Raw genomic sequence first — 24,144 nt, 5'->3', positions numbered from 1 at the left:
TCGCCGCCCCGGCGGACTACGGCTTCGGCGGCTTCGGCCAGGCGTGGGTCGGCCGCGTCAGCATGGTGATGTTGCGCTCGGCGTCGCAGACCTTCGCGGCGTCCTCGACCAGCTTGAGCATCGTGGGCGAGGTCAGCGCGCGCGCGGCGTCGGCGATGCTGGGGAACCAGCATTCCTCGATCGCTTCGAACGGGAAGTCGGTCGGCGGCGCGTCGAGGGTCGAGTTGAGCGCCCAGCGTTGGGCGCCAAGCGTGTCGGCCGCCTCTTTGCACAGCCGCGCAAATTCACCCTTCAGGTGCGCATCGAAGGCCTCGCGCGAGACGTCCGCCCTGCGGCGCAGGAAGCGGAAGACCGCCGCTTCGCCGACCGGGCCGTCGAGCACCCGGGTCTCGGTGCAATAGAAGCTGAACTCGGGCGTGTAGCGGTCGAAGACGCGCAGTTCGTCCTGGTCGATCAGCACCCGCTGCTCGGGCGAGAAGCCCTTGCCCTGAAAGGTCGCAAGTTCGGGCGCTTCCGCAACGCTGACGCCGTCGTGCGCGGTCGATACGGGCAGGTCGGCGAGCGCCGGATCGTCGACGCGGGTGGTGTAGCGCATCCAGTCGATCGTCCCCGCCATCGCCGGAAACTGGCTGGCGAAGATGGCGTGCGACTTCCAGGTGCGCGGCCAGTCTTCCCAGGCGACCGTCGGCGCGCGACGCGCCAAGTAGAGCAGCTTGTAGGGCATCGGGCGGTTCCTCTCAGGCGTCGGTCAGGTCAGCTTCCCTGAACACCGGAAGCGGCGCCATTGCTTCATCATCGCGAGCGGTGCCGAAGGTGTAGCCGCCGGCGCCGGTGATATCCATGATGTGGCGCTGGGTCCCGTCCGAGCGGAGATGGCGCCTGCGGTGTTCCTTAAGAAGGCGATGGACCATGGACCTGTCATCCCATTCCAATGAGATCGATGAGCGCCGTCGCCGCCTGCTCGGCGGCGCGACGATCGCCGCCGCCGCCGCCGCCGCCGCAGCGCTCGGCGTCGGCGCGGCCCAGGCGGCCCCGCCGGCGCAGCGTCCCGCCCCTCCGGCGGCCGGGACGCCAGGCGGCGGCGGATTCGCCCCGCTCAAGCAGGTCGACGCCGGCCCCCTCAGCGTGGCCTACGCCGAGCTGGGCCCGGCCGACGGCCCGGCCGTCCTGCTGCTGCACGGCTGGCCGTACGACATCCACAGTTTCGCCGAGGTCGCGCCGCTGCTGGCCAGCCGCGGCTACCGCGTGCTGGTGCCCTATCTGCGCGGCTACGGGCCCACGCGCTTCCGGTCGGCCGACGCCGTCCGCAACGGCCAGCCCGCGGCGCTGGCGGTCGACGCCGTCGACTTCATGGACGCCCTGAAGATCAAGACCGCGATCCTCGCCGGCTTCGACTGGGGCGCGCGCACCGCCGACATCGTCGCGGCGCTGTGGCCGGAGCGCTGCAAGGGGCTGGTCTCGGTCAGCGGCTACCTGATCGGCAGCCAGCAGGCCGGTCAGGCGCCGTTGCCGCCCGAGGCCGAACTGCAGTGGTGGTACCAGTTCTACTTCGCCACCGACCGCGGCCGCGCCGGCTACGACAAGAACCGTCATGACTTCGCCAAGCTGATCTGGCGGCTCGCCTCGCCGAAGTGGAATTTCGACGACGCCACCTTCGAGCGCTCGGCCGCGGCGCTGCAGAATCCCGACCACGTGGCGATCGTCATCCATAACTACCGCTGGCGCCTGGGCCTGGCCGAGGGCGAGGCGCGCTACGACGCCCTGGAACAGCGGCTGGCGGTTGCGCCGACGATCGGCGTCCCGACCATCACCCTGGAAGGCGACGCCAACGGCGCGCCGCACCCGCCGCCCGCCGCCTACGCTAAGAAGTTCACCGGCGCCTACGTCCACCGCGTGATCGGCGGCGGCGTCGGCCACAACCTGCCGCAGGAAGCGCCCGCCGCCTTCGCCCAGGCGGTCATCGACGTCGACCGTCTCTGACGCGGCGGACAACGGAAACGGCTGTCGCGACCGATCAGACCCTGTCCCCGCACCCGCCGTTCTGCTATGGCCCTCCTGCGTAAGCAGGGCGGCCATTTCGTTTCTACGCTTATCGCCGCCTGGCCGCGGTCTTCGAGCCGCGAGCCGCCCTTGCGGCCCCCGACCAAGAGACCGCCGTCACGGCGAGTCAAAGGGCGCCGCCCTACCTCCGGAGCAAAATGTCTTTCACGACTGTTATTCGCCCCCGCGGGCGACTTCCCGTTAGCCCGCCCAAGGCTCGGCCGCTCGCGTCGTCCGCAAGGACCGGGCCGCGTCCGATCCTACATCTCAAGCCGACGACGGCGGACGTGGCGCCAGAGTCCGCCGCTGCGCCTACGCAATCGCCCGAATAGGGCGAGACCTCCGATACATGCCGATGCGCGTTTCCGCGAGGAACCGCCGGAGCGGACTGGCCGCCGGGCGTGAGCAGTGCAAGGCGCTGAACTAAATTCCAGACGGAAGGAAAACCTATGGCTCGCAAGCCGAACTACCAGTTCGAGCGGATGGAGCGCGACCGCGCCAAGGCCGCCAAGGCCGCCGAGAAGGCCGCCGCCAAGCAGCGGGAGCGCGACGAGGCCGCAGCCGCCGAGCAGCCAGCCGCGCCGTCCACCAAAGAGGAGAACTGACCGTGCAAGTCGGCGCCAGCTACAACCACCAGACCGTATCGCTGGACGGAGAGACCTTCTCCGACTGCGAATTCGCATCCTGCCGCCTGGTCTATTCCGGCGGGAAACTGCCGCAGTTCGAAGGCTGTCGCTTCAACGACTGCGAATGGAAGTTCGAAGACGCTGCGGCGCAGACCCTCTCCTATCTGAAGCTGATGTGGAACGTCGGGGCCAAGCCCGCAGTCCAGACCATGATCAAAGAGATCACGGTCGTCGGACGCTAAATTGCTCTGCGGCTCGCCTACCCCTTAGGCGAGCTTGTGAGCTCCCGCGTCTTCGACGAGCGGCGAACGACATCGCCGCTCGTCGACGCGCCGGTCAGCGGCGGTCGGCCAGAAGCTTCCGCGCCGCTTCGAGCGGACGCTCGTCGATCCACTCGTCCAGCGAGAAGTCGCTGTCGCTGAAGCCGTGGATCCAGGTGAACTTCTTCTGCTGCTCGAACAGGGCGAGACGTTCGCCGTCGAGCGTCGGGTGCAGGCTGCGCAGGGCGTCGTCGGAATAGGCCTCGCCGACGGCTGCGGCGCTGCCGCGGGTCTCGCTCTCCAGCACCGCGCGCACGCCGCCCAGATTGTCCCGCGCCCAGTCGGCCGCGCGCAGCGTCTGATAGAGGAAGCGGACCAGGACGTCGAAGTGGTCCTCGATCAGGCTTTGATGGACGGTGATCGGCCGCGGCGTGCCGTTGTTCACCCGGAAGCGCCGCTCGGGCAGCTTGTCGAGGTTGATACCGACCACGAGGCCGAGCTGCCGGGCGGCGTCGACCGCCGCGGCGCCCTTGACGTAGACCGCGTCGACGTCGCCGTCGGCCAGGGCCTGCAGCGCCCAGAGGCCGGCGTCGACCTCGACGAAGCTGACGTCGTCGAACCCGAGGCCGGCGTAGCTGAGCGCGCCCTTGTAGCCGTGCAGCGACATTCCGCGGGCGATGCTGCTGCCGCGCTGATGGCTGGGGATCGGGTGGTCGATCCAGGTCGGCAAGCCGAGCTTGCGGCCCTTGAGGTCCTTCGGCTCCAGAATGCCGCTGTCCGGCCGCACCAGGATGGCCTGGTGCTCGTCGATCCAGGTCAGGCCGACCAGGCGGGTCGGCGCCCCTTGGGCGCGGGCGCCGATCGCCAGCAGGTTGCCGCCCTCGCGGATCAGCGACGGCAGCTGGTGATCATAGTGGTGCCGGCGCAGCTCCGAGCCGGCGCGCTCCTGCAGCGTCTGCACGGGGAGCTTGTCGGTCGCAAACTCCTGCTCCAGCCAGCCGAGCTTATAGGCCAGACCGGTCGCCGTCGGGACCGGGCAGCGGGTGAACCAGACCTGGTCCAGCGCCTGGGACGGCGCGCTGTCGCGGACGGCGGGTTTGGGAGAGGTCAGGGTCGTCAAGGCGAGGTCCTCCGGGGGCGGGCGACCCAGCAGTGGTGCGCCGCGAGTTCGCCGAATAGCCGGCGCCGCGGCGCTTCTGTCCAGGCGAGCTGACCCGCGCCGCGGCCCGCAAGTCGGCCAATCCGGCGAAAAAACATCAACTAAAACATGCAGATGCTGCGTCATTAAATCCTACTAATTAGGTGGACTTAAACGTCGATTGAGCGCTGCTGCTTTGTGCCGCCGGTGGCCCAGGCCCTAGCGTCCGGGCAGCAAAAAACGGCGCTGTCCACGGGTCGAGGTTGAGCAGAGTTCAACAGCTTTCCCATCCGGGCCGGACGCCGGCATCCGAGAACTTGGGGAACCAAATGTTGCGAACGACTTTGGCGGAACGGGCCGCGATCGGCCGGTCCGTCCGGGCCCGCCGTCAGGTGCTTGTGGCCGGCCTTTCGCTCTCGACCCTGATCGCGGCCAGCGCCGCGCACGCCGCCGACGCGACCGTCGTCGATGCGGGCGCCGTCGATGCGGCGGACGGCGCCGAGGCCCTGGTGCTGGAGGACGTGGTGGTCACCGCGCGGCGCCGCGCAGAGAACGTGCAGGACGTGCCGATCGCCATCACGGCGATCTCCGGCACGGCGATCGGCAAGAGCGACCAGATCCGGCTGGCGCAGGACATCGTCGCCTTCGCGCCGAACGTCAACGCCGCGGCCACCGACGGCCGGGAACGCCCGCGCTGGTTCATCCGCGGCGTCGGCACCAACAACACCGATCCGAACGGCGTCAGCCCGGTCGGCGTCTATCGCGACGACGTCTACATCGCCAACTTCTACGCCCAGGCTTTCCCGCTGTTCGACCTGGAGCGCGTCGAGATCCTGTCGGGGCCGCAGGGCACGCTGTGGGGCAAGAACACCACCGGCGGGGCGATCAGCTACGTCTCGAAGGCGCCCAGCTTCGACACCGGCGGCTATGCGCGCGCCCTGGCCGGCAGCTTCGGCGAGTGGGGCGTGGACGGCGCCGTCAGCGGCGCGATCGTCCCGGGCCTGCTGGCCGGGCGGCTGTCGGTCTATCACAACCAGGACGACGGCTGGCAGCGCAACGTCTACGCGGGCGACGCCTCCCCGCCCAGCTTCACCGCCTGGGACAAGCGCGACGCCAAGCGGATCGGCGAGAACGACGAGACGGCGCTGCGGGCGCAGCTGCTGTTCACGCCGAACGACAATCTCGAAGTCCTGCTCAACTACCACCTCCGTCGCTACGAGGGCGACCAGACGGCGTCCTACATCCTCCCGGACCTCTACATCGCGCCGGTCAACAACCCGGTGTTCAACCAGGGTTACACCAGCCCGTCGAACCCCTTGCCCTACGGCTACTCCTGGGCGGCGAGCGTCGGCCGCCAGAAGATCGACAACGACGGCGGCTTCCTGCGGATCAACTGGAAGCTCCCGCACGACCTCCAGCTCACTTCGATCACCGCCTACGAGGCGAACAAGCTGGTGCGCTGGGCCGACGGCAACACGGCGATCCCCCTGCGCAACAACGTCTCGCGCCAGCGCACGCCGGACCGCCAGTTCAGCCAGGAAATCCGCATCGCCTCGTCGGCGGAGAACCGCTTCAACTGGATCGCCGGCGGCTACTACTTCAAGGAAGAGACCACCTCGGAGTCCTGGGCCGGGAACCTCAACGTCTACACCGCGCCGGTCGCCAGCCGCAGCTATTCGGACAACTGGACCCACACCGACACCGAGAGCTTCGCGCTGTTCGGCAGCGCCACCTACGCCTTCACCGACCGCTTCAAGCTGACGGCCGGCGGCCGCTGGACGACCGAGAAAAAGGATTTCTCGCAGTCGTTCACCGTCGGCACGGGCGCGGTGACGTTCTCGAATCCGGAGGAGTGGTGGCGCCAGACCTCGGTGTCCTCGCCGCTGGTGACCAACTCGGTCGCCAGCACCGACAAGACCTACGACAGCTTCACCTGGGACATCACCCCGCAGTACCAGTTCACCGACCGGGCGCTGGGCTACTTCCACTACAGCTACGGCTACCTGTCCGGCGGGTTCGACAACCGGCGCAACAACTCGGTGTCGCCGAACATCGTCCAGATCTTCGAGTACCAGCCGGAGAAGATCCACACCTACGAACTGGGCCTGAAGACCAGCTGGTATGACGGGCGGCTGACCGCCAACTTCGCGGCCTTCTACTACGACTATCCCAGCATCCAGGTGCTGGTGATCCTGCCGACCAGCGGCACCAACACCAACAGCACCGCCACCGTCGGCAACGGCTATTCCAACGCCGCCGGCTGGGTGAAGGGGCTGGAGGCGACCTTCGAGGCCAATCCGATCGACCCGCTGCGGCTGCGCGTCGCGGCCGGCTACCTGAGCACCAAGTACACCGACTTCCCGATCCAGACCGGGATCAACTACCCGCGGCTCGGGCTGGTGAACGCCACCATCGATCCCAGCGGCAACACCTTCACCCGCGCGCCGGAGTTCACCTTCGCCGGCGGCGGCAGCTACACCTTCGATCTGGGCACGTGGGGCGCGCTCGAGCTGAACGCCGAGTACCGCTACCTGTCGAAGCAGTACTTCAGCCCGACGCTGGAGTTCGACCACACGCTCGAACAGGGCGGCTACAGCCTGGTGAATGCGGGCGCGGCGCTGACCTTCGGGCCTGAGCGGCAGCACCGGCTGTCGGCCTCGGTCCAGAACGCCTTCGACAAGGAATACCTGATCCACGCGATCGCGCCGTCGAACAACGGCTCGGCGGCCCGGCAGGGCCGGCCGCGCAGCTGGGTCGTCTCCCTGAGTACCACCTTCTGACGGAGCGAAGGCGATGAGCATCCTCCAGGTCGATCTGCGCGCAGCCCGGGGCGTCCCCTGGTTGCGCCGCCGAGGCCCAGCGCCGGCGGCGGCTGCGCCGGCGGCGTCGGCGCGCGGCGGACGCTGGACGCTGTTCCTGCCGCCGGTGATCATCCTGGCGACCTGGACGACGCTCAGCGCCAGCGGCCTGTTCCCGGCCGAGATCGTGGTCCCGCCGCAGGTCCTGTGGCGGACCTTCCTGGATCTCTGGGCGAGCGGCGAACTGCCGGATCACCTCGCCGGCAGCCTCAGCCGGCTGGGCGTCGGCTACGCCATCGGCGCGGCGATCGGCATCTCGCTGGGCGCGCTGATGGGCCTCTCGCGCCAGGCCGAGGCCTACATCCTGCCGAGCTTCCACATCATGCGGCAGCTGCCGACGATCGCGCTGATCCCGGCCTTCATCATGATCTTCGGCGTCGGCGAGACGGTGAAGATCGTGCTGGTCGCCAAGGCCACCGCCATGCCGGTGGCGCTGGCGACGCTGGAGGGCGTGCGCGGGATCCCGAAGGTCTATTTCGACGTCGGGCGGATCTTCCGCGTCGGTCCGGTCGCGCTGCTGCTGAAGGTCGTCGCCCCGGCGGTCGTGCCGCCGGTCGTCGCCGGCCTGCGCATCGCGCTCGCCCGCTCATGGATGGTGCTCGTCGGCGCCGAGCTGCTGGTGGCCGACAGCGGCCTCGGCCAGCTGATGGAGTGGGGCCGGCAGACCTTCCGCATCGACATCGTGCTGGTCGGGGTGGTGCTCACGGGCGTCATCGGCTTCGCGCTCGACAAGGCCTTCCGGGCCGGCGAGCGGGCGCTCACGCCCGCCCGTGCGCGGTGAGGAGCGGACGATGAGCGACGCTGTCATTCATACTCATAAGACCTGGCGCGAGCGCGCCGCGGGCCTGCGCGGCCTGGTGCTGCCGCTCTTGGCGCTGACCGCCTGGAACATCCTGGCGCACCGGGACGAGGTGCACTCCTACGTCTTCGTGCCGCTCGAACAGGTGGGGCAGGGGCTGGTCGAGGCGCTGGCCAGCGGCGAGCTCTGGAGCTCGTGGGTCGCCAGCCTCGGCCGCACCGGCGTCGGGCTGTTCGTGGGGGCGCTGGCGGGCATCGCGCTGGGCGCAGTGATGGCGGTCTGGAAGCTCGCCGACGCGCTGATCAATCCGATCTACCACGCGATCCGCCAGGTGCCGGTGCTCGGCTACATCCCGCTGATCAGCCTGTGGGTCGGCAACGGCGAGTCCTCGAAGCTGTTCGTCATCTCGCTGGCGGCCTTCTACCCGACGGTGCTGAACACCTACGAGGGCGTGAAGAACGCAGACGCGCGCCATCTGGCGGTCGGTCGGATCTTCCTCGCCAGCCGCTGGCAGACCCTTCGCTACATCACCCTGCCGGGGGCGCTGCCGTCGATCATCACCGGCGTGCTGCAGGCCGTGGCCTTCGCCTGGCTGAGCTCCATCGGCAGCGAGCTGTTCTTCAACCCCGGCCCCGGCCTGGGGAACCTAATGCTGAACGGCCAGGCCGCGTTCCGCATGGACGTCGTCGTGCTGGCCGTCGCCGTGATCGGCGTCACCGGCTTCCTGACCACCAAGGTCGTCAACCTGGCGGCCAACCGCCTGCTGCGCTGGCGCAGCGTCCGATGAGCTCTCGAGGAGGTCCCATGACCGCGCTGAACATCATCGATTTCCATCCGGCGCCTGCGCCGCCGCGGCAGGAGACGCTCGCGGTCCGCAACGTCTCCAAGAACTACGTCATCGACCGCAAGCCGCTGCGGGTGCTGCAGGACGTCAACCTCGGCTTCGCGCCGGGCGAGTTCGTCAGCATCGTCGGGCGCAGCGGCTGCGGGAAGTCGACGCTGCTGCGGCTGATCGCCGGCCTCGAAGGCGGCTTCAGCGGCGAGATCAGCCTCGACGGCGAGGCGATCCGCTCCACCAGCCTCGACCGCGGCCTGATCTTCCAGGACCCGTCGCTGCTGCCGTGGATGACGGTGCGCGAGAACGTCGCCTTCGCCCTGATCAACCACGACCTGACCCGTCAGGAGAAGGCCGCGCGGGTCGCCGAGCACATCGAGCTGGTCGGCCTCAGCGGCTTCGAACAGGCCTATCCGAAGGAGCTGTCCGGCGGCATGGCCCAGCGCGCGGCGATCGCCCGCGCCCTGGTCAGCAAGCCCAAGGTGCTGCTGCTCGACGAGCCGCTCGGCGCGCTCGACGCGCTGACCCGCGTGCATCTGCAGACCGAGCTGCAGCGCATCTGGCTGCAGCAGAAGGCGACCATGATCATGGTCACCCACGACGTCGAGGAGGCGGTCTACCTCGGCGACCGGGTGGTCATCATGGACGCCCATCCCGGCCGGATCCGGCGGATCGTCGACGTGCCGTTCGCCCACCCGCGCGACCGCGCCTCGCCCGCCCTGCACGCCGTCCGCGACGAGGTGCTGGCCGACCTGATGGACGGAGCTGTCCGATGAGCGTCACCTCTTCAGGCGGCCTGCTGCGCCGCAGCGTCCTGATCGGCGGCCTGGGCCTTGGCGTCGCCGCGTGCGGCGCCGGCAAGAAGGCGGGCGATCCGAGCGGCTCGACCCTGAAGATCGCGGTCGTCTCGTCCTACGTCGGCAACCAGGTCCGGCTGTCGGGCGTCGACTACGCGATCGAGAAGCAGGGCTGGCTGCGCGAGGAGCTGGCCAAGCGCAACGTGAAGCTGGAGTGGTTCCCGGCGCCGAACGCGGCGGTGGGCCCGATCGTCAACGAGGCGTTCGCCAACCATCAGCTGCAGTTCGCCAGCTACAGCGACCTGCCGTCGATCATCCTCAACGCCAGCAACACTTCGGGAAAGACCAAGCTCGTCGTCCCCGGCAACCCGAGCGAGTCCTATCTCGTGGCGCCGAAGGGCTCGTCGGCCCGCTCGATCGAGGACCTGAAGGGCAAGCGGCTGGCGATCCACCGCGGCCGGCCGTGGGAGCTGCCGCTGCTGCGCCTGCTGGAGTCCAAGGGCCTCAGCTACAAGGACTTCCAGATCTACAACATCAATCCGGAGGCGGGGTCGGCGGCGGTCGCCACCGGCGGCGTCGACGGCCTGTTCACGATCTCGCCCTTCAGCCTCGAGGACAAGGGCGTCGCCAAGGTCATCTGGTCGACCGCCGACCAGCCGCTGAGCTGGAAGAGCTGGGGCGGCTTCTGGGCGGCGCGCCGGCACCTGGAGCAGCAGCCGGAGATCGCCCAGCTGGTGGTCAACGCCTACGTCAAGGCGGCCCACTGGGTCTCCCAGCCCGAGAACAAGGAGGAGATCATCCTCCTGGGCACCCGCAACGGCACGCCGGAGCGGATCGTCCGACGCACCTACGACGAGACCAACATCAGCTGGAAGGACCGCTGGTCGCCGCTGTTCCCACAGGAGCTCTACCAGCACTACCGCGAGGCCGTCGCCTTCGCCCGCAAGAACGGGATCATCCAGGGCGACATCGACGTCGACGCGCTGCTCGACGACAGCCTCGTGCGCAACGCGCTGAAAGAGCTTGCGCTCAACGACTACTGGACCGGCCCGAAGAGCTTCGGCGGGCCGGTCAACAACGCCACCCGAACCTCTACGGAGTCACTGACATGAGCGTCGACGTCTACTGGCGTCTGCCCGCCGACGGCGACGGACGCAGCCCCCGCAAGGCCGACTGGAGCCGCGGCGAGCATCAAGGGGTGCCCGCCAAGCCCTTCCCGGTCGCCCGCCTCGACGGGCGCGACCGCCGCTTCACCTACTTCGACCACCTGGCGCAGGTCGCCCGGGCCGCCGAGCTCGCCGGCTTCGACGGGGTGGTGATCCCGCAGACCGCCGAAGGCGAGGAGCCGCTGATCGTCGCCGGCTCGCTGGCGCGGGAGCTGCGCCGGGTGCGGCTGGCGCCGCAGCTGCCGGCTTACTTCCTGTCCGCGGTCTACACGGCGAAGATCGCCACCAGCTTCCAGCGCCTGACCGGCGGCCGGCTGGTGCTGAACTTCGCGGTCGAGGAGCCCCCGGCCGGCGCCTGGCATGGCCACAGCTGGAGCGAGGCCGAGCAGATCGCCCGGCTCGACGAGTTCCTGACCGTGCTGAAGGGCGTCTGGACCGAGGGGCCGTTCACCTACGAAGGCCAGTACTACGAGGTGCTGAACGGCGGCTTCGCCCCGCCGCTCGCCGGCCAGCCGCTGCCGGAGATCCACTTCTCCGGCGACAGCGACCTGGCGATCGAACTCAGCGCGCGGCACGCGGAGGTGCACATCTTCCAGCCCGACAGCCCGCACACGCTGGCCCGCCGGGTCGCCCAGGCGCGGGAGGCGGCGGCCGACCATGGCCGCACCTTGCGGTTCGGCCTCGAGGCCGAGCTGGTCGCCCGCCACGACCGCGACGAGGCGCTCGCCGCCGGGCTCGAACGCTGGCCGGACGGGGCGCCGGATCCGGCCCTCGTCGGCAGCTTTGCCGAGGTCGCCGAACGGCTGGGCGAATACCACGCCGCTGGCTTCACGACCTTCCTGCTGAGCGCGCGGCCGCACCTCGAGGAGGCCTACCGCGTCGCCCAGAACATCCTGCCGCGCCTGCCGGGCCGCGGCGATCGCCAGCGCAAATCAGCCTGACGCAAGAGGAGGCTCGAATGGTTCAGTTTCACTGGCGTCTGCCGACCCACGGCGATCGCGCCGACGTCGCCCTGCCGAATGACACCCGCGGCGACTGGACGGCGCTCGCGCCCGGCCACCAGGCCCCGGGTGTGCTCGACCCGTCGCCCTATCACGAACACCTGCTGGAGATCGCCCGCGCCGCCGAGATCGCCGGCTTCGACGGGGCGCTGATCCCGTCCTTCCCGCACACCGACGATCCCTGGGTGATCGCTTCGGCGATCGCCCGCTACACCAAGACCTTCCGCTTCATGGTCGCGTTCCAGCCGCCGTGGATCAATCCGGTCTACGCCGCCAAGGCGGCGGCCAGCCTGCAGCGGCTGTCCGGCGGGCGGCTGCTGTTCAACATCATCACCGGCGGCGGCGGCCCGGCGCAGCTGTGGTGGGGCGACCGCATCGCCCACGACGACCGCTATCGGCGCACCACCGAGTTCCTCGACGTGTTCGAAGGCGTGTGGAACGGCGGCCCGTTCTCCTACGAGGGCAAGTTCTACAACGTCCACGACGCCGGTCTGCCGGCGCCGTTGGCCGGCCAGGTGCGGCCCGAGCTCTACTTCGCCGGCTCGTCGGACGCCGCGCTCGCCGCCCAGGCCAGGCACGCCGACTTCAACCTGACCCACATGGAGCCGCTGGAAAAGCTCAAGGTGAAGTTCGGCCGGGTGCAGGAGCTGGCCTCCAAGGACGGCCGCGACGTGAAGCCGGCGATCCGGCTCAACGTGCTGGCGCGCCGCACCGAGGAGGAGGCCTGGGCCGAGGTCCGCCGCGGCTGGGCCAACAACGACTGGGACGCCTACGAGAAGCGCACCGCCGGCGGTCGCCGCGGCGACGCGGTCGGCTCGCCGGTCCCCGAACACCTGCGGCCGTCGCGCGACAAGGACCCCAAGGACCTGCAGATCGACGGCTTCTTCTCGGGCCTGCAGGTGCTCGGCGCCAACGGCACGCCGCTCGGCATCGTCGGCTCCTACGAGACCGCCGCCGAGCGGATCGACACCCTGATCAACCTCGGGGTGGGCGGCCTGATCCTGGCTGGCGTGCCCCACCTCGAAGAAGCGCTGCGCGTCGGCGAGGAGGTCCTGCCTCTCGTCCGCGGCCGCCGCTCTCCCCTGTCCATCGCCGCCGAATAGGCGGCCCTCCCCGGAGACCTTCCATGTCGCAACCAGGCCTTTCCCCCGACGCCCTGGCCCACGTGCTTCAGGCGCAGAAGGACGCCCGCAAGGCGTTCCGCGTGCTGCGCGAAACCCGCACCATCTCGGCCAGCGGCACCCTGTCCTTCACCCACCGGATCCCCGGTGAGGAGAAGCTGATCAACCTCGGCTACACCGGCCCGTGGGGTGACGACCTCGACGAGGTGCGCACCTCGGTCGTGGGCTTCGACGGCACGGTCTATCTCGGCAAGGGCGGTCCTGGCGGCGAAGGCCGCTACACCAAGCTGTTCCGTGAGCATCCGGACGTCACCACCATCAGCCACATCCACACGCCCTACCTCGGGGCCTACGCGCAGGCGCACAGCACGCTGCCGTTCCTGTATGTGCCGGTGCAGCGCCATCGCTTCGTGCGTGAGCTGCCGGTCTACATCGACCGCCGCCAGCCCGAGGTGGAGTTCATCCTCGACCAGCTGAAGGTCGAGGCCGAGATCCCCGGCATCGTCGAGGCCAACGGCGGCGCCACCGTCTGGGGCAAGAAAGGGCTCTTGGCGCTCGCCGACAGCATCCTGCTGCTCGAGGAGGGCGCGCAGTTCCAGGTGCTGGCCGCGGGCCTTGGCGGCTCCAAGCCGCTCGGCCCGGGCGTGCTGCAGCAACAGTGGCGGATGAGCGGCCTGGTCCCGAAGGACGCCATCGTCGATCAGGACGGCCGCATCCACCACCCGGCGGCCGCTGAGTAGCGGCGCCTCGGTCGGACGGCGTCCTCCCCGTCGTCCGACCGCATCCTTCCTGTTCAGGCCGGCCGGAAGCAGGCCGAGCCTTCTTCGGAGTCGCGTACCGCGCACATGAGCAACATCTGGAAAGTCATCCAGCTGATCCCGGAGTATCGCGGGCGGATCCTGGCGCTGATCGCCTCGAGCGCGGTGCTGGGGCTCGGCGCGACGGCGACGCCCTACATCTTCCGGCACATCGTCGACACGGTGGCCGGCCTGCACGCCCACCGCGTCACGCCGGAGCAGGCGGTGAACGCGGCGCTGTGGGCGGTCGGCCTGTTCGCCCTGGTCCGGCTGTTCGTCACCCTCGGCGGCGTCTGGCAGGAGCATCAATCCGACCAGCTGTGGCTGCACTCGATCAGCACCCTGCGTCGCCGCGTGTTCGAGACCATGACCCGGCTCTCGCTGGACTTCTACGAGCGTACCCGCACGGGCGACGTGATGGACCGCTTCGGCAACTCCATCACCATCACCCAGTGGCTGTTCCAGCTGTCGGAGGGGGCGCTCGCCAGCATCCTGCAACTGCTGTTCGGGACCATCGTGCTGCTGGTGAAGGCGCCGGTCGTGGGCCTGCTGATGCTGGCGCTGATCCCCTTCAACCTGATCTCCTCGTTCTACTCAGTGAAGAAGACCAAGCCGCTGCGCCGCAAGTGGAACAGCCTGGTCGGCAAGATGAGCGGCCTCTTGAACGAGATGGTCAGCCAGATCACCACCGTGCGCAGCTTCGCCGGGGAGCGGGCGGTCCAGCGGCGCTATGACGACGTCCAGGCCGAGTGGTGGGACGTGCGCAGCGAGGAGACCGGAATCGAGCAACGCTCCGCCGGTCTGGTCAACCTGGTCAATTCGTTGGTCGTGGTCGGCGCGATCGCCTGGGTCACCCGCGGCGCCCTGAGCGGCCAGCACACGGTGGGCGACATTCTGCTGGTGTTCGTGCTGACCCAGCAGGTGATCAACGCCATCCAGCCGATCGCGCGGTTGGTGAACAGCGCCGGCGACACCGATGCGGCGGCCGAACGCCTGGTCGAACTGCTCGATGCGCGCACGACCGTGGTCGACCTTCCCGGCGCGGTCGACGCCGGGCCGATTTCGACCGTCGAGTTCCGCAATGTGAGCTTCACCTATCCGGGACAGCGGCGTTCGGCGCTGAACAACGTGTCCTTCGTCGCCGAGGCCGGCAAGACGCTGGCGCTGGTGGGCCCGAGCGGCTCGGGGAAATCGACGATCATCAAACTGGCGATGCGGTTCTACGACCCCGGCGAGGGCCAGATCCTGATCAACGGCCAGGACATCCGCGGCTTCACCCAGGACTCGCTGCGCGGCCAGATCGGCGCGGTGCTGCAGGACATCGCCCTGTTCAACGACTCGATCGGCGACAACATCAGCTTCGCCAAGGTCGGGGCGACGCCGGAGGAAGTGATCATCGCCTCGCGCGCCTCGCACGCCGACGCCTTCATCTCGCGCATGCCGGACGGCTACGACACTCTGGTGGGCGAGCGCGGCGTGCGGCTCTCCGGCGGCGAGAAGCAGCGGATCGCCATCGCCCGGGCCATGTTGCGCGCCCCCCACCTGATCATCCTCGACGAGGCGACCAGCGCGCTGGACACCGAATCCGAGGTGCTGGTGCAGGAGGGCCTGAAGCGGCTGATGGCCGGCCGGACCTCGCTGGTGATCGCCCATCGCTTCAGCACCATCGTCGGCGCCGACAAGATCGTCGTCATGCAGGAGGGCCAGGTCCGCGAGGAAGGCGACCACGCCAGCCTCGTCGGCAAGCGCGACGGTCTCTACGCGCGGCTGCATTCCTTGCAGTCCGGGCTGGCCGAGGTCGCCTGAGGCCGACGGCGCCGGGTCAGATCCCGGCGCCGTCGGCGACGTCGCCCAGCGCTTCGGCCTTCATCCAGGCGATGAAGGCGCGCACCGGCGGCAGCAGGGTGCGGCCGCGCGGCCAGACCAGCCAGTAGACGAACTTCACCGGGGTCACGTCCGGCAGCAAGGGCGTCAGGCGGCCGGCCCCGATGTCGCGGTCGGCCAGCGTCCGCTTGACCAGGGCCACGCCTTTCCCGGCGATCGCCTCGTCGATCACCAGGCTGGCGTCGCTGTAACGCGGACCGTCGAGGCTGCGCAGGTCGTCCACGCCGCGCGTGCGGAACCAGCTGCGCCACGACGGGCAGCTGGGATCGCCGTCGGAGCCGGTGTCGTGCAGCAGGCGCGCCTGCAGCAGGTCGGCCGGCGCGCGCACCGCCAGTTCCGCCGCCAGGTCCGGCGCGGCCATCGGCACGACCGCCTCGCTGAGGATCTGCTCGGCCACCAGCCCGTCATAGCCGCCAGGCCCATAGCGCACCGCCAGGTCGACGTCGGCGGTCGAGAAGTCGATCAGCTTCATGTCGGCGGCGACCCAGACCTCGATCTCGGGGTGCAGCGCGCGGAAGCGGTCGAGCCGCGGCAGCAGCCACTTCGAGGCGAACGCCGGCGTGGTCGAGATCGAGATCACCCGCCCCTTGCGGTCCGACCCCTTCAGCAGCTGCGCGCCCTCGATGATCCGGTCGAACCCCTCGCGCAGGCTCGGCATCGCCGCTTCGGCGGCGTCGGTGGGGATGATGTAGCGGCCGGTCCGCCGGAACAGCGGCGCCCCGACCCAGGTCTCCACCGCGCGGACATGCTGGGTGATCGCGCTCGGCGTGACGCCGAGCTCCTCGGCCGCGCGGGTCAGGCTCTTCAGCCGGACGCTCGCCTCGAACGCGCGTAGCGACTGCAGGGCGGGGATCCGCTCCGCCGGCGACCTCGTGTCGGTCATGCCGCGGCCGCCGTTCGCGGGCGCGCCGGCTCGGGTCTATGGCCACGATGATGACGACGCGGGTGCGGCACGAGGAAAACTCCAGAGGTAGTTTTCCTAGCGTGGCAATAGGAATTAGGAAGGCAGATTTTCTATCGGCCGTCGTAGCGCGAGGCGTGCGGCGCCAGGCTCCCGCTCAGCCCGCCGCCGCCGGCGTGAGCGAGATATCGACCATGATCTCGGCCGAGATTTCCTCCAGCGCGGCCTGAACCGCCTCCGCCTGCAGCGTCGGCGGCAGTCGCAGACGTGCTTCCATGTGGAACAGCGGGGCGCCGGAGTGGGGCTCCACGCTGATGCGCGTGTCGAAGGCCTCGATGTTCGCGTCGAGGCCGCTCAGGATTCCCGTCACCTGGTGCACGATCCCTGGCCGGTCCTGGCCGACCAGGCTGAACTGCACCACGTCGCCCGCGGCGCCCGGCCCTTGGACCGCCGGCGCGATGCGCACCTCGAGGCCCTGGGCGTCCACATCGCGCACCGCCGCACGCAGCTTCTCAAGGCTGTCGGCCTCAAGCTCGACCAGCACCGATCCGACGTAGAGACCGCCGAGCTGGCTGAGATGGCTTTCGAGCCAGTTGCCGCCGGCCGAGAGCACCGCGGCGGCGAGCGCCTGGGTGAGGCCCGGCCGGTCGCTGCCGATTACGCTCAAGATCAACGTGGCCATAGGCGACTCTCAAAAAGACGATGCGGGCAAAAGACCGATGTGGACGGGTCGCCGGGCGTGCTGACCGGCCACCGCCGCTTCGTTTGCAGGGCAGGGGCGCGCACCGCCCGGATAGATGGGAGCGAGCCACGCGCGCCGGCCACAGTCAATCCACGCGTCGCGGCCTCAAATAAGCGCTACCGCCGCTCGAACTGCGAACCCGCGCGTTGAGTCTTGCAAGCGTGGGAGGGCAGATGGTGCGGACAGCGGGGGATTGGCGTCTTTTCTTCGTCGTGCTCGCCGCCGTCGGCGTCTCGCTCGCCTCGGCTGAGGTCGCGGCGGAACCGGCGCTCGGCTCGGCGACCGTCCTGGCGGCCGCCGGGGCGCCGCGGGGCGTCGAGGTGGACGCCAGCAGGCTCAAGGCGGCGCTCGACGCCGCGCGCCGCCGCGATGTCTACGCGACGCGTCAGTTGCAGGCGGGCCTGGTCGACCCCGTGGCGCGCAAGCTGGTCGAGTGGGCGCTGATCGACGTCATGGGCGATCAGCTGCCGGAAGCGGAGTTGCGGGCTTCCGCCCGCCGGGTCGACGACTGGCCCCGGGCCGATGCTCGGCGCCGGGCGCTCGAACGGGCGCAGCTCGGCGGCCCAATCCCCTACACGGCGCTCGATCGCGAAGGCAATCTGCAGGCGTTCTTCCGAACCCGGCGACTGCAGATGAACGAGGCGCTCCGGCGCGGCGAGGCGCGCGCCGCTTATGCGGCGATCGCCCAGCACGGCCAGTCGCCAGGAACGGTGGAGTACGCCGAAGGCGAGGCCTTCGCCGGCTGGTTGGCGCTCAACAAGCTGCGCAATCCGACCCTCGCCGAGCAACATTTCGCGCGCCTTGATGCGGCGGTGAAGAGCCCGGTCAGCAAGGCCCGGGCGGCCTATTGGCGGGGCCGCGCCGCCCAAGCCGCCGGCGACGCGGCGCGGGCGCAGAGGTTCTATGAACAGGGCGCGGCGCATCCCTCCACCTTCTATGGCCAGCTTGCGGCGCAAAGCGCCGGCCAGCGGGAGATCGTCCTCGCCCCCGATCCCGCGCCCAGCGCGAGCGACCGGTCGAGCTTCGAGCGCGCCGAACTGACCCGGGTGATCCGCCTGCTCGCGGCCGCCAGCGAACGCGGCCTCCTGCGGGTGTTCGCCCTGCATTATGGCGGCGTCACGCAGACCCGGCCCGAGCTCGCGTTGCTGGTCGACGAGCTCCGGGCGCTGGGCGAGCAGGAGCTGTCGCTGCTGGCGTATCGACGCGGCGCCCAGCAGGGCCTGATCCTGTTCGAACGGGGCTACCCGATGGTCCGCTCGCCGGTCGTCCCGGGGGGCGCAGAATCTGCGCTGGTGTTGGCCATCACCCGCCAGGAAAGCCAGTTCGATCCGCGGGTGCGATCGGCCGCCGACGCCCGCGGCATGATGCAGATCTTGCCCTCGACCGGCCGGCTGGTGGCGCGCGACATCGGAACGAACTGGTCCGAAAGCCTGCTCTGGGACGCCGAGGCCAACATGCGTCTGGGCTCGCGCTACCTGGGGCAGCTCACCGAGGAATTCCGCGGCAGCTATGTGCTGGCGGCGGCAGGGTACAACGCCGGTCCGCGCCGTCTGCCCGGGTGGATCGCCATCTGCGGCGACCCGCGATCGCCGGCGGTCGATCCCGTCGATTTCATCGAGTGCATTCCGTTCGGCGAAACGCGCAACTACGTGATGAACGTCATGGCGAACTATCAGGTGTACCGGGCGCGGCTGAACGGCGGACGGTCGCCGCTGATCGCCGAGACCAGTCTCCGTGTCGTTCGTCGGCCGTCGTAATTTTCCGGATAATTCGGCGGGCCCCTAGGGACTTCTCGGCCGCGCTCTCCGGCGCACTCCCGACTTCAAACGATCGCGGCCCCGGTAAGCTCGCGAGGCGCCCCGTCGCGAACCCTGCCATCCGGTGGGGCGCGGGGCCTCGGAGTTCGTGCGTGCGGATCGTCAGGCGGGACATCCTGCTGGCCAGCGGCGGCATATTGGCCGCGCGGGGCGTTGCGGCCGCGGCTCCCCCGCCCGCGGCTCCCCCAGCCCCGCCAGCCGCGCCAGCCGCGGTCCCGCCGCTGGCGGCCTTCGGGCCAAGCGACTGGGCCCGCGTGCGCGCCCAGTTCGATCTCGCGCGGGATCGGGTCGACATGAGCGCCATGCTGATCACCGCCCACCCGCAACCGGTGCGCGACGCGATCAGCCGCTACCGCGCGGCGCTCGACACGACGCCCATCGAATATGTCGAGATGCACAACCGCCGGCTCCAGGACCAGGCGCGCGCCGCGGTCGGGGCCTACATGGGCGCGCCGACCCAGAACGTCGCCCTCACGGACTCGACGACCATGGGCGCAGGCCTGGTCTACAACGGCCTGAAGATCAGCCCCGGCCAGGAGGTGCTGACGACGGACCGGGACTACTACGTCACGCACGAGGCCATCCGGCTGGCCGCCGCCCGCGGCCGCGGGCTCGTGCGGCGGATCCCGCTTTACACCGACGGCGCCAGCGTGACCGCGGCCGGCCTCACCCAGGCGGTGGTCGCCGAGATCCGGCCCCACACCCGGGTGGTGGCGCTGACCTGGGTGCATTCGAGCACCGGCGTGAAGCTGCCGATCTCGCAGATCTCCGCGGCGATCGCGCGGATCAACGCTTCGCGGACCGACTACAACCGCATCCTGCTGTGCGTCGACGGGGTGCACGGCTTTGGCAATCAGCCGGAGAGTTTCGCCGAGCTCGGCTGTGACTTCTTCTTCGCCGGTTGCCACAAATGGCTGTTCGGGCCGCGCGGCACCGGCGTGGTGATCGGCAGCCCGGCCGGCTGGCGGGCGATGACGCCGACCATCCCGACCTTCCTCGACAGCGCGGCCTATTCGAACTGGATCGCCGGCACCCCGGCCCCGGACTGCACCGGGGCGATCTTCACGCCGGGCGGCTTCAAGGCGTTCGAGCACGTCTGGGCGATGAGCGACGCCTTCGTGCTGCACAACTGGATCGGCAAGCGCCAGGTCGCCGACCGGACCGCCGAACTCGCCGAGCAGTTGAAGGCCGGCCTGGCCGGGATGCGGCACGTCACCCTACACACGCCGCGCTCGCGCGCGCTGTCGGCGGGGATCGTCTCCTTCGACGTGGCCGGCCTGAGCGCCGATCAGACGGTCGCCCGGCTGCGGAACTGGCGCGTGCTGGCCACAGCGGCGCCCTACGCCCGGCCGCACGCCCGGCTCGCGCCCAGCATCCGCAACACGCCCCAGGAGGTCGACTTCGTCCTGAATGCGATCCGCGGCATGGCCTGACGCGTCGCCTTCCCATCCGGTGTTTTGCGCCCGCTGCGCTAGGTCCTAAGCTCGCCCGATGTCGCAGATCAACATCGGAAGCGCGCAGATCCGCTCGGTGCTGGAGATGGCGCTCACCCGCCGGCCGATCGCCTACCTGGCGGCCGAGCCGGCGCTGATCGAGGCCAACCGGTCGTGGCTCGCGCCCCATTTCCTGGAGGAGGGCGACACCTGGAGCCTGAACTTCCAGACCTGGGTGCTGCAGGTCGACAGCAAGGTGGTGGTGGTCGATCCCTGCACCGGCAACGGCCGGCCGCATCCGATTCCGCAGTTTGACAGGCTCGAGACGCCCTACATCGAGCGGTTCTGCGCCACCGGGGTGCGGCCGGAGGACGTCGACTACGTCTTCTGCACCCACATGCACCACGACCACTGCGGCTGGAACACCCAGCTGCGCGACGGCCGCTGGGTCCCGACCTTCCCGAACGCGCGCTACCTGTTCGTCCGGCGCGAGTACGAGCGCTGGGATCCGAACGGCGCGGACTACCGGGCAGTCGACTACAACGACGGCGTCTATGAGCGCAGCATCCAGCCGATCGTCGAGGCCGGGCTCGCCGACTTGGTGATGGACCGCCACCGGGTGACGCCAAGCCTGGAGATCGAGCCGGCCCACGGCCACACGCTCGGCCACGCCATGCTGAGCCTGCAGTCCGAGGCGCAGGAGGCCTACTTCACCGGCGACGTCTTCCATCACCCGCTGCAGCTGATCCGGCCCGAGCTGCAGTTCGGCGATTGCGACGACCTCGCCCAGGCGATCGAGACGCGCCGTCGGCTGGTCGCCCGCGGGCTGGAGCGCGAGGCGCTGATCATTCCCGCCCACCTGCCGTTTCCGCATGCCGGCCGCCTGCGGCGGGACGGCGAAACCCTGGTGTTCGCGCCGGCGACGGGCGCAACCGGCTCGCAGCCGGACTAACCCTCCGTCGCCGCGCGGTCGAGGCGGGTCAGCGGATGATTGCGGGATACTGGACGCGCGGCGCCACGCCGTGCGTGTCGCGGTAGGAACTCGGCTGACGGCCGCCCTCATCCTTGATCCCGTACTTCACGGCCATCTCGGCCCCGATGACGGTCTGGCCGCTGAGCTCCATCAGCTTGGGATCGTTGTAGAGCGCCCAGATGACCTGGCCGGTGAACTCCGGCGTCTCGGCCATGGTCTCCAGGTAGCCGTACTTTTCGGGGTCCGAGGCGATCACCATCCGCAGGCGGTCGGTCCACAGCGTGCCCATCCAGATCGAGACCGCGGCGACGCCGAACTCCTGGAAGTCGACGGCCATGTCGGCGGCGAACTTGTCCATGCCGGCCTTGTGCGCGCCGTAGGCCGGGCCGAACACGTAGTGCACCGCCCCGGAAGCCGAGGTGAAGACCACTAGGCCCTTCTTCTGCGCGACCATCAGCGGCGCGGCGTAGTAGCTGGCGACGTAGCCGCTGCGCAGGCCGACATCGAGCATGTCGACGATTCCCAGCGGCTTCTCCCAAAAGTTTCCGGGCGCGGTCAGCTGATCGTGCAGCGCGCAGGCGTTGTTGACCAGGATGTCGAGCCGGCCCTGCTCGCGCTGCACCTGTTCGAACAGCGCCTTCACCTGGGCGTCGTCGGCGTGGTCGACGCGCACGGCGACGCCCTGGCCGCCGGCGGCGGTGACCGCCTCGGCGGTCTCGTAGATGGTGCCCGGCAGGGCGGCGTCGCCGGCCTTTTCCGAGCGGCCGGTGACGTAGACCGTGCAGCCGTGGCCGCCGAGCGCCAGGGCGATGCCGCGGCCGGCGCCGCGACTGGCGCCGGTGACGACCGCGACAGGTGAGGTTTGCGGCATGCGGATCTCTCGTGGCCTCGACGTGCGCCTGCTTGTCGGGCCGCCAGCGCATGTTTGTCAAGGTGTTAGCGCGGGGGGCTCCGCCGTCCGTTGACCGCGCTCCGCGGCGGCGCTAACAATATGATCAGCAGCCGCCCTTCGCGCAACGAGCGGCCGGGAGGACACCGATGGCGACGCTGAAAACGGCGCTGGTCACAGGCGGCGGATCGGGCATGGGCGAAGCTGCCTGCCACCGGCTGGCGCGCGACGGCATGGCGGTCGGCGTGCTCGACATCGACGGCCCGGCGGCGGCGCGGGTGGCGGCGGCGATCGGCGAGGCCGGGGGCCGGGCGCTCGCGGTGACGGCGGACATCTCCGTGCGGCGGCAGGTCAAGGCGGCGGCCGACCAGGTCCGCCTGGCCTTTGGCCCGATCACCGTGCTGATCAACAATGCGGCGATCGAGAGCTTCACCGCGTTCGAGGACATCGACGAGGACAGCTGGGACCGGTTGATGAGCGTCAACCTGAAGGGCGCCTACATCGTCACCCAGACGGTCCTCGCAGACATGACGACGGCGGGCTGGGGCCGGATCGTCAACATCTCGGCCATCGGCGCGCAGTCGGGCGCCACGCACATGGCGCACTACACCGCCTCGAAAGGCGGGATGATCGCGATGACCAAGTCGCTGGCGATCGAGCTGGGCGCCCAGGGCGTCACCGTGAACTCGGTCTCCCCGGGCTTCATCCTGACGCCGATGAGCCGCCGCGCCATCGAAGCCAACCTGTTCCCGGTTCCGGCGGAGCAGATCTACGGCGGCTATCCCATCCCGCGGCTTGGCCAGCCGGAGGAGATCGCCGCCGCCTGCGCGTACTTCGTCTCCGAGGAGGCCGGCTACGTGACCGGCCAGGTCCTGGCGGTGAACGGCGGCGCCTACGTCTGAGGCCGGTTCAAGTCACCCACGCCGCGCGGGCGGGAGGAAACGCTGATGAAGTTCGGGATCATCGTCTCGCAGCGGATGGTCGATCGATCGGCCGCCGAGCCGTTCGCCAAGCTCTACGACTACGTCCAGGAGATGGAGGATCTCGGCTACGATCTCGCCTGGCTGGGACACCATCGGTTTGCGCCGACAACCGCCTTCGGCGGCGCCGCGGCGGGCGAGCCGTCAGCCCCGCTGATCGTGCTGTCGGCGCTGCTGGCGCGAACCCGGCGGATGCAGATGTGCACCAACATCTTCCTGCTGCCGGCCTATCACCCGCTAGAGATCGCCGAGGAGATCAACACCCTCAGCGAGCTGTCCGGCAACCGGTTCATCCTCGGCGCCGGGATCGGCTACAAGCCCGACGAGTTCGAGACCGTCGGCTGGGGCTTCAAGACCCGGGCGAAGCGCTTCGAGGAATGCCTGGAGATCCTGCGGCTGGCGCAGGCCGGCAAGCCGTTTTCCTACGCCGGAAGCCACTTTCAGATCGCCGACTGCACCGTCGTGCCGCCGCCGCTGGCCGGCAAGCCGACGCCGCTGTGGATCGGCGCGGTCAGCGAGCCGGCGATGCTGCGCGCCGGGCGCATGGGCGACGGCTGGCTGGTCAGCTTCGCCGAACACCTGGTCGAACTGCAGGACAAGGTCGCCCGCTACAAGGCGATCGCCGCCGAGCACGGCCGCGCCTCGACGATCTGCCTGATGCGGGACCTGCACATCGCGCCAACCCGCGCGGGGCTCGATCCGGACTGGCTGCCCAACGTGGTCAAGGTCTGGCGAAGCTATGCCAATCTCGGCGCGGAGCCGGATCGCGACGAGGTCTCCAAGGACGTGGTGTTCGGCGGGAAATCCGTCTCGCTGGAAAAGTTCACGCCCAACCGGGCGATCGTCGGCGACCCGGGCGACTGCATCCGCGAGCTCGAGCGCATCCGCGCGCTGATCAATCCGGAGTATCTGCTGCTCACCCCGACCGGCGTGCCCGACCTCGAGCGGCACAGGGCCGAACTGCGCCTGTTCGCCAAGGAGGTGATGCCGCAGTTCCGGTCGTGACGGCGGCGACCGCGGCGCACGCTTGACTCTTTTTGGCGTCGCTAACACCGTGACAAACGCACATCGGCCGACAGCGCCGATC

The 24,144-nt window shown here is 69.7% G+C and carries 23 protein-coding genes; 17 read left to right on the top strand and 6 right to left on the bottom strand.

Annotated elements, in window-relative coordinates:
* Positions 1-16 precede the first annotated feature (16 nt).
* Both ACSQ14_RS19750 and ACSQ14_RS19745 read right to left on the bottom strand, forming a co-directional pair.
* Positions 17-724 carry an EthD domain-containing protein gene (locus ACSQ14_RS19750; protein WP_436015950.1) on the bottom strand — a complete coding sequence of 236 codons (708 nt, stop codon included), beginning with the start codon at positions 722-724 and terminating at the stop codon, positions 17-19.
* Between the two features lie 13 nt (positions 725-737).
* The gene (locus ACSQ14_RS19745; protein ID WP_436015949.1) at positions 738-911 is read right to left on the bottom strand and encodes a hypothetical protein; all 174 of its coding nucleotides are present in this window, start codon (positions 909-911) and stop codon (positions 738-740) included.
* Between ACSQ14_RS19745 and ACSQ14_RS19740 the strand changes: the two genes are divergently transcribed.
* The 3 genes from ACSQ14_RS19740 to ACSQ14_RS19730 all read left to right on the top strand — a co-directional run bounded on the left by ACSQ14_RS19740 (position 910) and on the right by ACSQ14_RS19730 (position 2,908).
* Positions 910-1,980, top strand: coding sequence for an alpha/beta fold hydrolase (locus ACSQ14_RS19740; protein WP_436015948.1), 1,071 nt, complete (start codon positions 910-912; stop codon positions 1,978-1,980). The genes ACSQ14_RS19745 and ACSQ14_RS19740 overlap by 2 nt on opposite strands.
* Before the next feature lie 509 nt (positions 1,981-2,489).
* Entirely contained in the window at positions 2,490-2,645 is a 156-nt protein-coding gene (locus ACSQ14_RS19735; RefSeq protein ID WP_436015947.1) for a hypothetical protein, read from the top strand.
* 2 nt (positions 2,646-2,647) lie between these two features.
* On the top strand, positions 2,648-2,908 hold the full coding sequence (locus ACSQ14_RS19730) for a hypothetical protein (protein WP_436015946.1): 261 nt from the start codon (positions 2,648-2,650) through the stop codon (positions 2,906-2,908).
* A 94-nt stretch (positions 2,909-3,002) separates the two neighbouring features.
* Here the strand turns inward: ACSQ14_RS19730 and ACSQ14_RS19725 are convergent, their stop codons facing one another.
* Positions 3,003-4,046: an ABC transporter substrate-binding protein gene (locus ACSQ14_RS19725; RefSeq protein WP_436015945.1), complete on the bottom strand. Its 1,044-nt coding sequence runs from the start codon at positions 4,044-4,046 to the stop codon at positions 3,003-3,005.
* Between the two features lie 416 nt (positions 4,047-4,462).
* Between ACSQ14_RS19725 and ACSQ14_RS19720 the strand changes: the two genes are divergently transcribed.
* From ACSQ14_RS19720 to ACSQ14_RS19680, 9 genes are all read left to right on the top strand, one after another.
* The gene (locus tag ACSQ14_RS19720) at positions 4,463-6,844 is read left to right on the top strand and encodes a TonB-dependent receptor (protein WP_436015944.1); all 2,382 of its coding nucleotides are present in this window, start codon (positions 4,463-4,465) and stop codon (positions 6,842-6,844) included.
* Positions 6,845-6,857: 13 nt separating this feature from the next.
* On the top strand, positions 6,858-7,703 hold the full coding sequence (locus tag ACSQ14_RS19715) for an ABC transporter permease (RefSeq protein WP_436015943.1): 846 nt from the start codon (positions 6,858-6,860) through the stop codon (positions 7,701-7,703).
* 10 nt (positions 7,704-7,713) lie between these two features.
* Positions 7,714-8,508: an ABC transporter permease gene (locus ACSQ14_RS19710; RefSeq protein WP_436015942.1), complete on the top strand. Its 795-nt coding sequence runs from the start codon at positions 7,714-7,716 to the stop codon at positions 8,506-8,508.
* Between the two features lie 17 nt (positions 8,509-8,525).
* Positions 8,526-9,332 carry an ABC transporter ATP-binding protein gene (locus ACSQ14_RS19705; RefSeq protein ID WP_436015941.1) on the top strand — a complete coding sequence of 269 codons (807 nt, stop codon included), beginning with the start codon at positions 8,526-8,528 and terminating at the stop codon, positions 9,330-9,332.
* Positions 9,329-10,465, top strand: coding sequence for an ABC transporter substrate-binding protein (locus ACSQ14_RS19700; RefSeq protein WP_436015940.1), 1,137 nt, complete (start codon positions 9,329-9,331; stop codon positions 10,463-10,465). The genes ACSQ14_RS19705 and ACSQ14_RS19700 overlap by 4 nt, the downstream gene beginning before the upstream one ends.
* Positions 10,462-11,460, top strand: coding sequence for an LLM class flavin-dependent oxidoreductase (locus ACSQ14_RS19695; protein WP_436015939.1), 999 nt, complete (start codon positions 10,462-10,464; stop codon positions 11,458-11,460). The genes ACSQ14_RS19700 and ACSQ14_RS19695 overlap by 4 nt, the downstream gene beginning before the upstream one ends.
* Before the next feature lie 17 nt (positions 11,461-11,477).
* A complete protein-coding gene (locus ACSQ14_RS19690) occupies positions 11,478-12,623 on the top strand; it encodes an LLM class flavin-dependent oxidoreductase (protein WP_436015938.1) in 1,146 nt (381 codons plus the stop codon).
* A 23-nt stretch (positions 12,624-12,646) separates the two neighbouring features.
* Complete coding sequence (locus ACSQ14_RS19685; protein WP_436015937.1) at positions 12,647-13,381, top strand: class II aldolase/adducin family protein; 735 nt, start codon at positions 12,647-12,649, stop codon at positions 13,379-13,381.
* Positions 13,382-13,486: 105 nt separating this feature from the next.
* Positions 13,487-15,244, top strand: a complete 1,758-nt coding sequence (locus ACSQ14_RS19680) for an ABC transporter ATP-binding protein (protein ID WP_436015936.1) — start codon at positions 13,487-13,489, stop codon at positions 15,242-15,244.
* Positions 15,245-15,260: 16 nt separating this feature from the next.
* Here the strand turns inward: ACSQ14_RS19680 and ACSQ14_RS19675 are convergent, their stop codons facing one another.
* A complete protein-coding gene (locus ACSQ14_RS19675) occupies positions 15,261-16,205 on the bottom strand; it encodes a LysR substrate-binding domain-containing protein (RefSeq protein ID WP_436015935.1) in 945 nt (314 codons plus the stop codon).
* Between the two features lie 175 nt (positions 16,206-16,380).
* Positions 16,381-16,905, bottom strand: coding sequence for a glycine cleavage system protein R (locus ACSQ14_RS19670; RefSeq protein WP_436015934.1), 525 nt, complete (start codon positions 16,903-16,905; stop codon positions 16,381-16,383).
* A 233-nt stretch (positions 16,906-17,138) separates the two neighbouring features.
* On the opposite strand from ACSQ14_RS19670, the gene ACSQ14_RS19665 reads away from it, so the two are divergent.
* The 3 genes from ACSQ14_RS19665 (at position 17,139) to ACSQ14_RS19655 (ending at position 21,167) form a co-directional block, all read left to right on the top strand.
* Positions 17,139-18,722 (top strand): lytic transglycosylase domain-containing protein, encoded by a 1,584-nt coding sequence (locus ACSQ14_RS19665; protein WP_436015933.1) that lies wholly within the window; start codon positions 17,139-17,141, stop codon positions 18,720-18,722.
* Between the two features lie 353 nt (positions 18,723-19,075).
* Positions 19,076-20,215 carry an aminotransferase class V-fold PLP-dependent enzyme gene (locus ACSQ14_RS19660; RefSeq protein ID WP_436015932.1) on the top strand — a complete coding sequence of 380 codons (1,140 nt, stop codon included), beginning with the start codon at positions 19,076-19,078 and terminating at the stop codon, positions 20,213-20,215.
* Positions 20,216-20,273: 58 nt separating this feature from the next.
* Positions 20,274-21,167: an MBL fold metallo-hydrolase gene (locus tag ACSQ14_RS19655; protein ID WP_436015931.1), complete on the top strand. Its 894-nt coding sequence runs from the start codon at positions 20,274-20,276 to the stop codon at positions 21,165-21,167.
* Positions 21,168-21,195: 28 nt separating this feature from the next.
* Here ACSQ14_RS19655 and ACSQ14_RS19650 read toward each other — a convergent pair whose 3' ends face one another.
* Positions 21,196-22,059, bottom strand: a complete 864-nt coding sequence (locus ACSQ14_RS19650) for an SDR family NAD(P)-dependent oxidoreductase (protein WP_436015930.1) — start codon at positions 22,057-22,059, stop codon at positions 21,196-21,198.
* Between the two features lie 167 nt (positions 22,060-22,226).
* On the opposite strand from ACSQ14_RS19650, the gene ACSQ14_RS19645 reads away from it, so the two are divergent.
* Both ACSQ14_RS19645 and ACSQ14_RS19640 read left to right on the top strand, forming a co-directional pair.
* A complete protein-coding gene (locus ACSQ14_RS19645) occupies positions 22,227-22,979 on the top strand; it encodes an SDR family NAD(P)-dependent oxidoreductase (RefSeq protein WP_436015929.1) in 753 nt (250 codons plus the stop codon).
* A gap of 45 nt (positions 22,980-23,024) precedes the next feature.
* Complete coding sequence (locus ACSQ14_RS19640; protein ID WP_436015928.1) at positions 23,025-24,062, top strand: LLM class flavin-dependent oxidoreductase; 1,038 nt, start codon at positions 23,025-23,027, stop codon at positions 24,060-24,062.
* Positions 24,063-24,144 lie beyond the last annotated feature (82 nt).

Origin of the sequence: Phenylobacterium sp. LjRoot219 (assembly GCF_964252995.1) — a bacterium.
In the GTDB taxonomy this organism is placed as follows: domain Bacteria; phylum Pseudomonadota; class Alphaproteobacteria; order Caulobacterales; family Caulobacteraceae; genus Phenylobacterium.
This window is presented reverse-complemented; position numbering and strand designations above follow the sequence as displayed.

Coding starts and splice junctions, on each gene's coding strand:
- ACSQ14_RS19750 (WP_436015950.1), bottom strand. CDS start 724: ATGCCCTACAAGCTGCTCTACTTGGCGCGTCGCGCGCCGACGGTCGCC.
- ACSQ14_RS19740 (WP_436015948.1), top strand. CDS start 910: ATGGACCTGTCATCCCATTCCAATGAGATCGATGAGCGCCGTCGCCGC.
- ACSQ14_RS19745 (WP_436015949.1), bottom strand. CDS start 911: ATGGTCCATCGCCTTCTTAAGGAACACCGCAGGCGCCATCTCCGCTCG.
- ACSQ14_RS19735 (WP_436015947.1), top strand. CDS start 2,490: ATGGCTCGCAAGCCGAACTACCAGTTCGAGCGGATGGAGCGCGACCGC.
- ACSQ14_RS19715 (WP_436015943.1), top strand. CDS start 6,858: ATGAGCATCCTCCAGGTCGATCTGCGCGCAGCCCGGGGCGTCCCCTGG.
- ACSQ14_RS19710 (WP_436015942.1), top strand. CDS start 7,714: ATGAGCGACGCTGTCATTCATACTCATAAGACCTGGCGCGAGCGCGCC.
- ACSQ14_RS19705 (WP_436015941.1), top strand. CDS start 8,526: ATGACCGCGCTGAACATCATCGATTTCCATCCGGCGCCTGCGCCGCCG.
- ACSQ14_RS19700 (WP_436015940.1), top strand. CDS start 9,329: ATGAGCGTCACCTCTTCAGGCGGCCTGCTGCGCCGCAGCGTCCTGATC.
- ACSQ14_RS19695 (WP_436015939.1), top strand. CDS start 10,462: ATGAGCGTCGACGTCTACTGGCGTCTGCCCGCCGACGGCGACGGACGC.
- ACSQ14_RS19690 (WP_436015938.1), top strand. CDS start 11,478: ATGGTTCAGTTTCACTGGCGTCTGCCGACCCACGGCGATCGCGCCGAC.
- ACSQ14_RS19685 (WP_436015937.1), top strand. CDS start 12,647: ATGTCGCAACCAGGCCTTTCCCCCGACGCCCTGGCCCACGTGCTTCAG.
- ACSQ14_RS19680 (WP_436015936.1), top strand. CDS start 13,487: ATGAGCAACATCTGGAAAGTCATCCAGCTGATCCCGGAGTATCGCGGG.
- ACSQ14_RS19675 (WP_436015935.1), bottom strand. CDS start 16,205: ATGACCGACACGAGGTCGCCGGCGGAGCGGATCCCCGCCCTGCAGTCG.
- ACSQ14_RS19670 (WP_436015934.1), bottom strand. CDS start 16,905: ATGGCCACGTTGATCTTGAGCGTAATCGGCAGCGACCGGCCGGGCCTC.
- ACSQ14_RS19665 (WP_436015933.1), top strand. CDS start 17,139: ATGGTGCGGACAGCGGGGGATTGGCGTCTTTTCTTCGTCGTGCTCGCC.
- ACSQ14_RS19660 (WP_436015932.1), top strand. CDS start 19,076: ATGAGCGCCATGCTGATCACCGCCCACCCGCAACCGGTGCGCGACGCG.
- ACSQ14_RS19655 (WP_436015931.1), top strand. CDS start 20,274: ATGTCGCAGATCAACATCGGAAGCGCGCAGATCCGCTCGGTGCTGGAG.
- ACSQ14_RS19650 (WP_436015930.1), bottom strand. CDS start 22,059: ATGCCGCAAACCTCACCTGTCGCGGTCGTCACCGGCGCCAGTCGCGGC.
- ACSQ14_RS19645 (WP_436015929.1), top strand. CDS start 22,227: ATGGCGACGCTGAAAACGGCGCTGGTCACAGGCGGCGGATCGGGCATG.
- ACSQ14_RS19640 (WP_436015928.1), top strand. CDS start 23,025: ATGAAGTTCGGGATCATCGTCTCGCAGCGGATGGTCGATCGATCGGCC.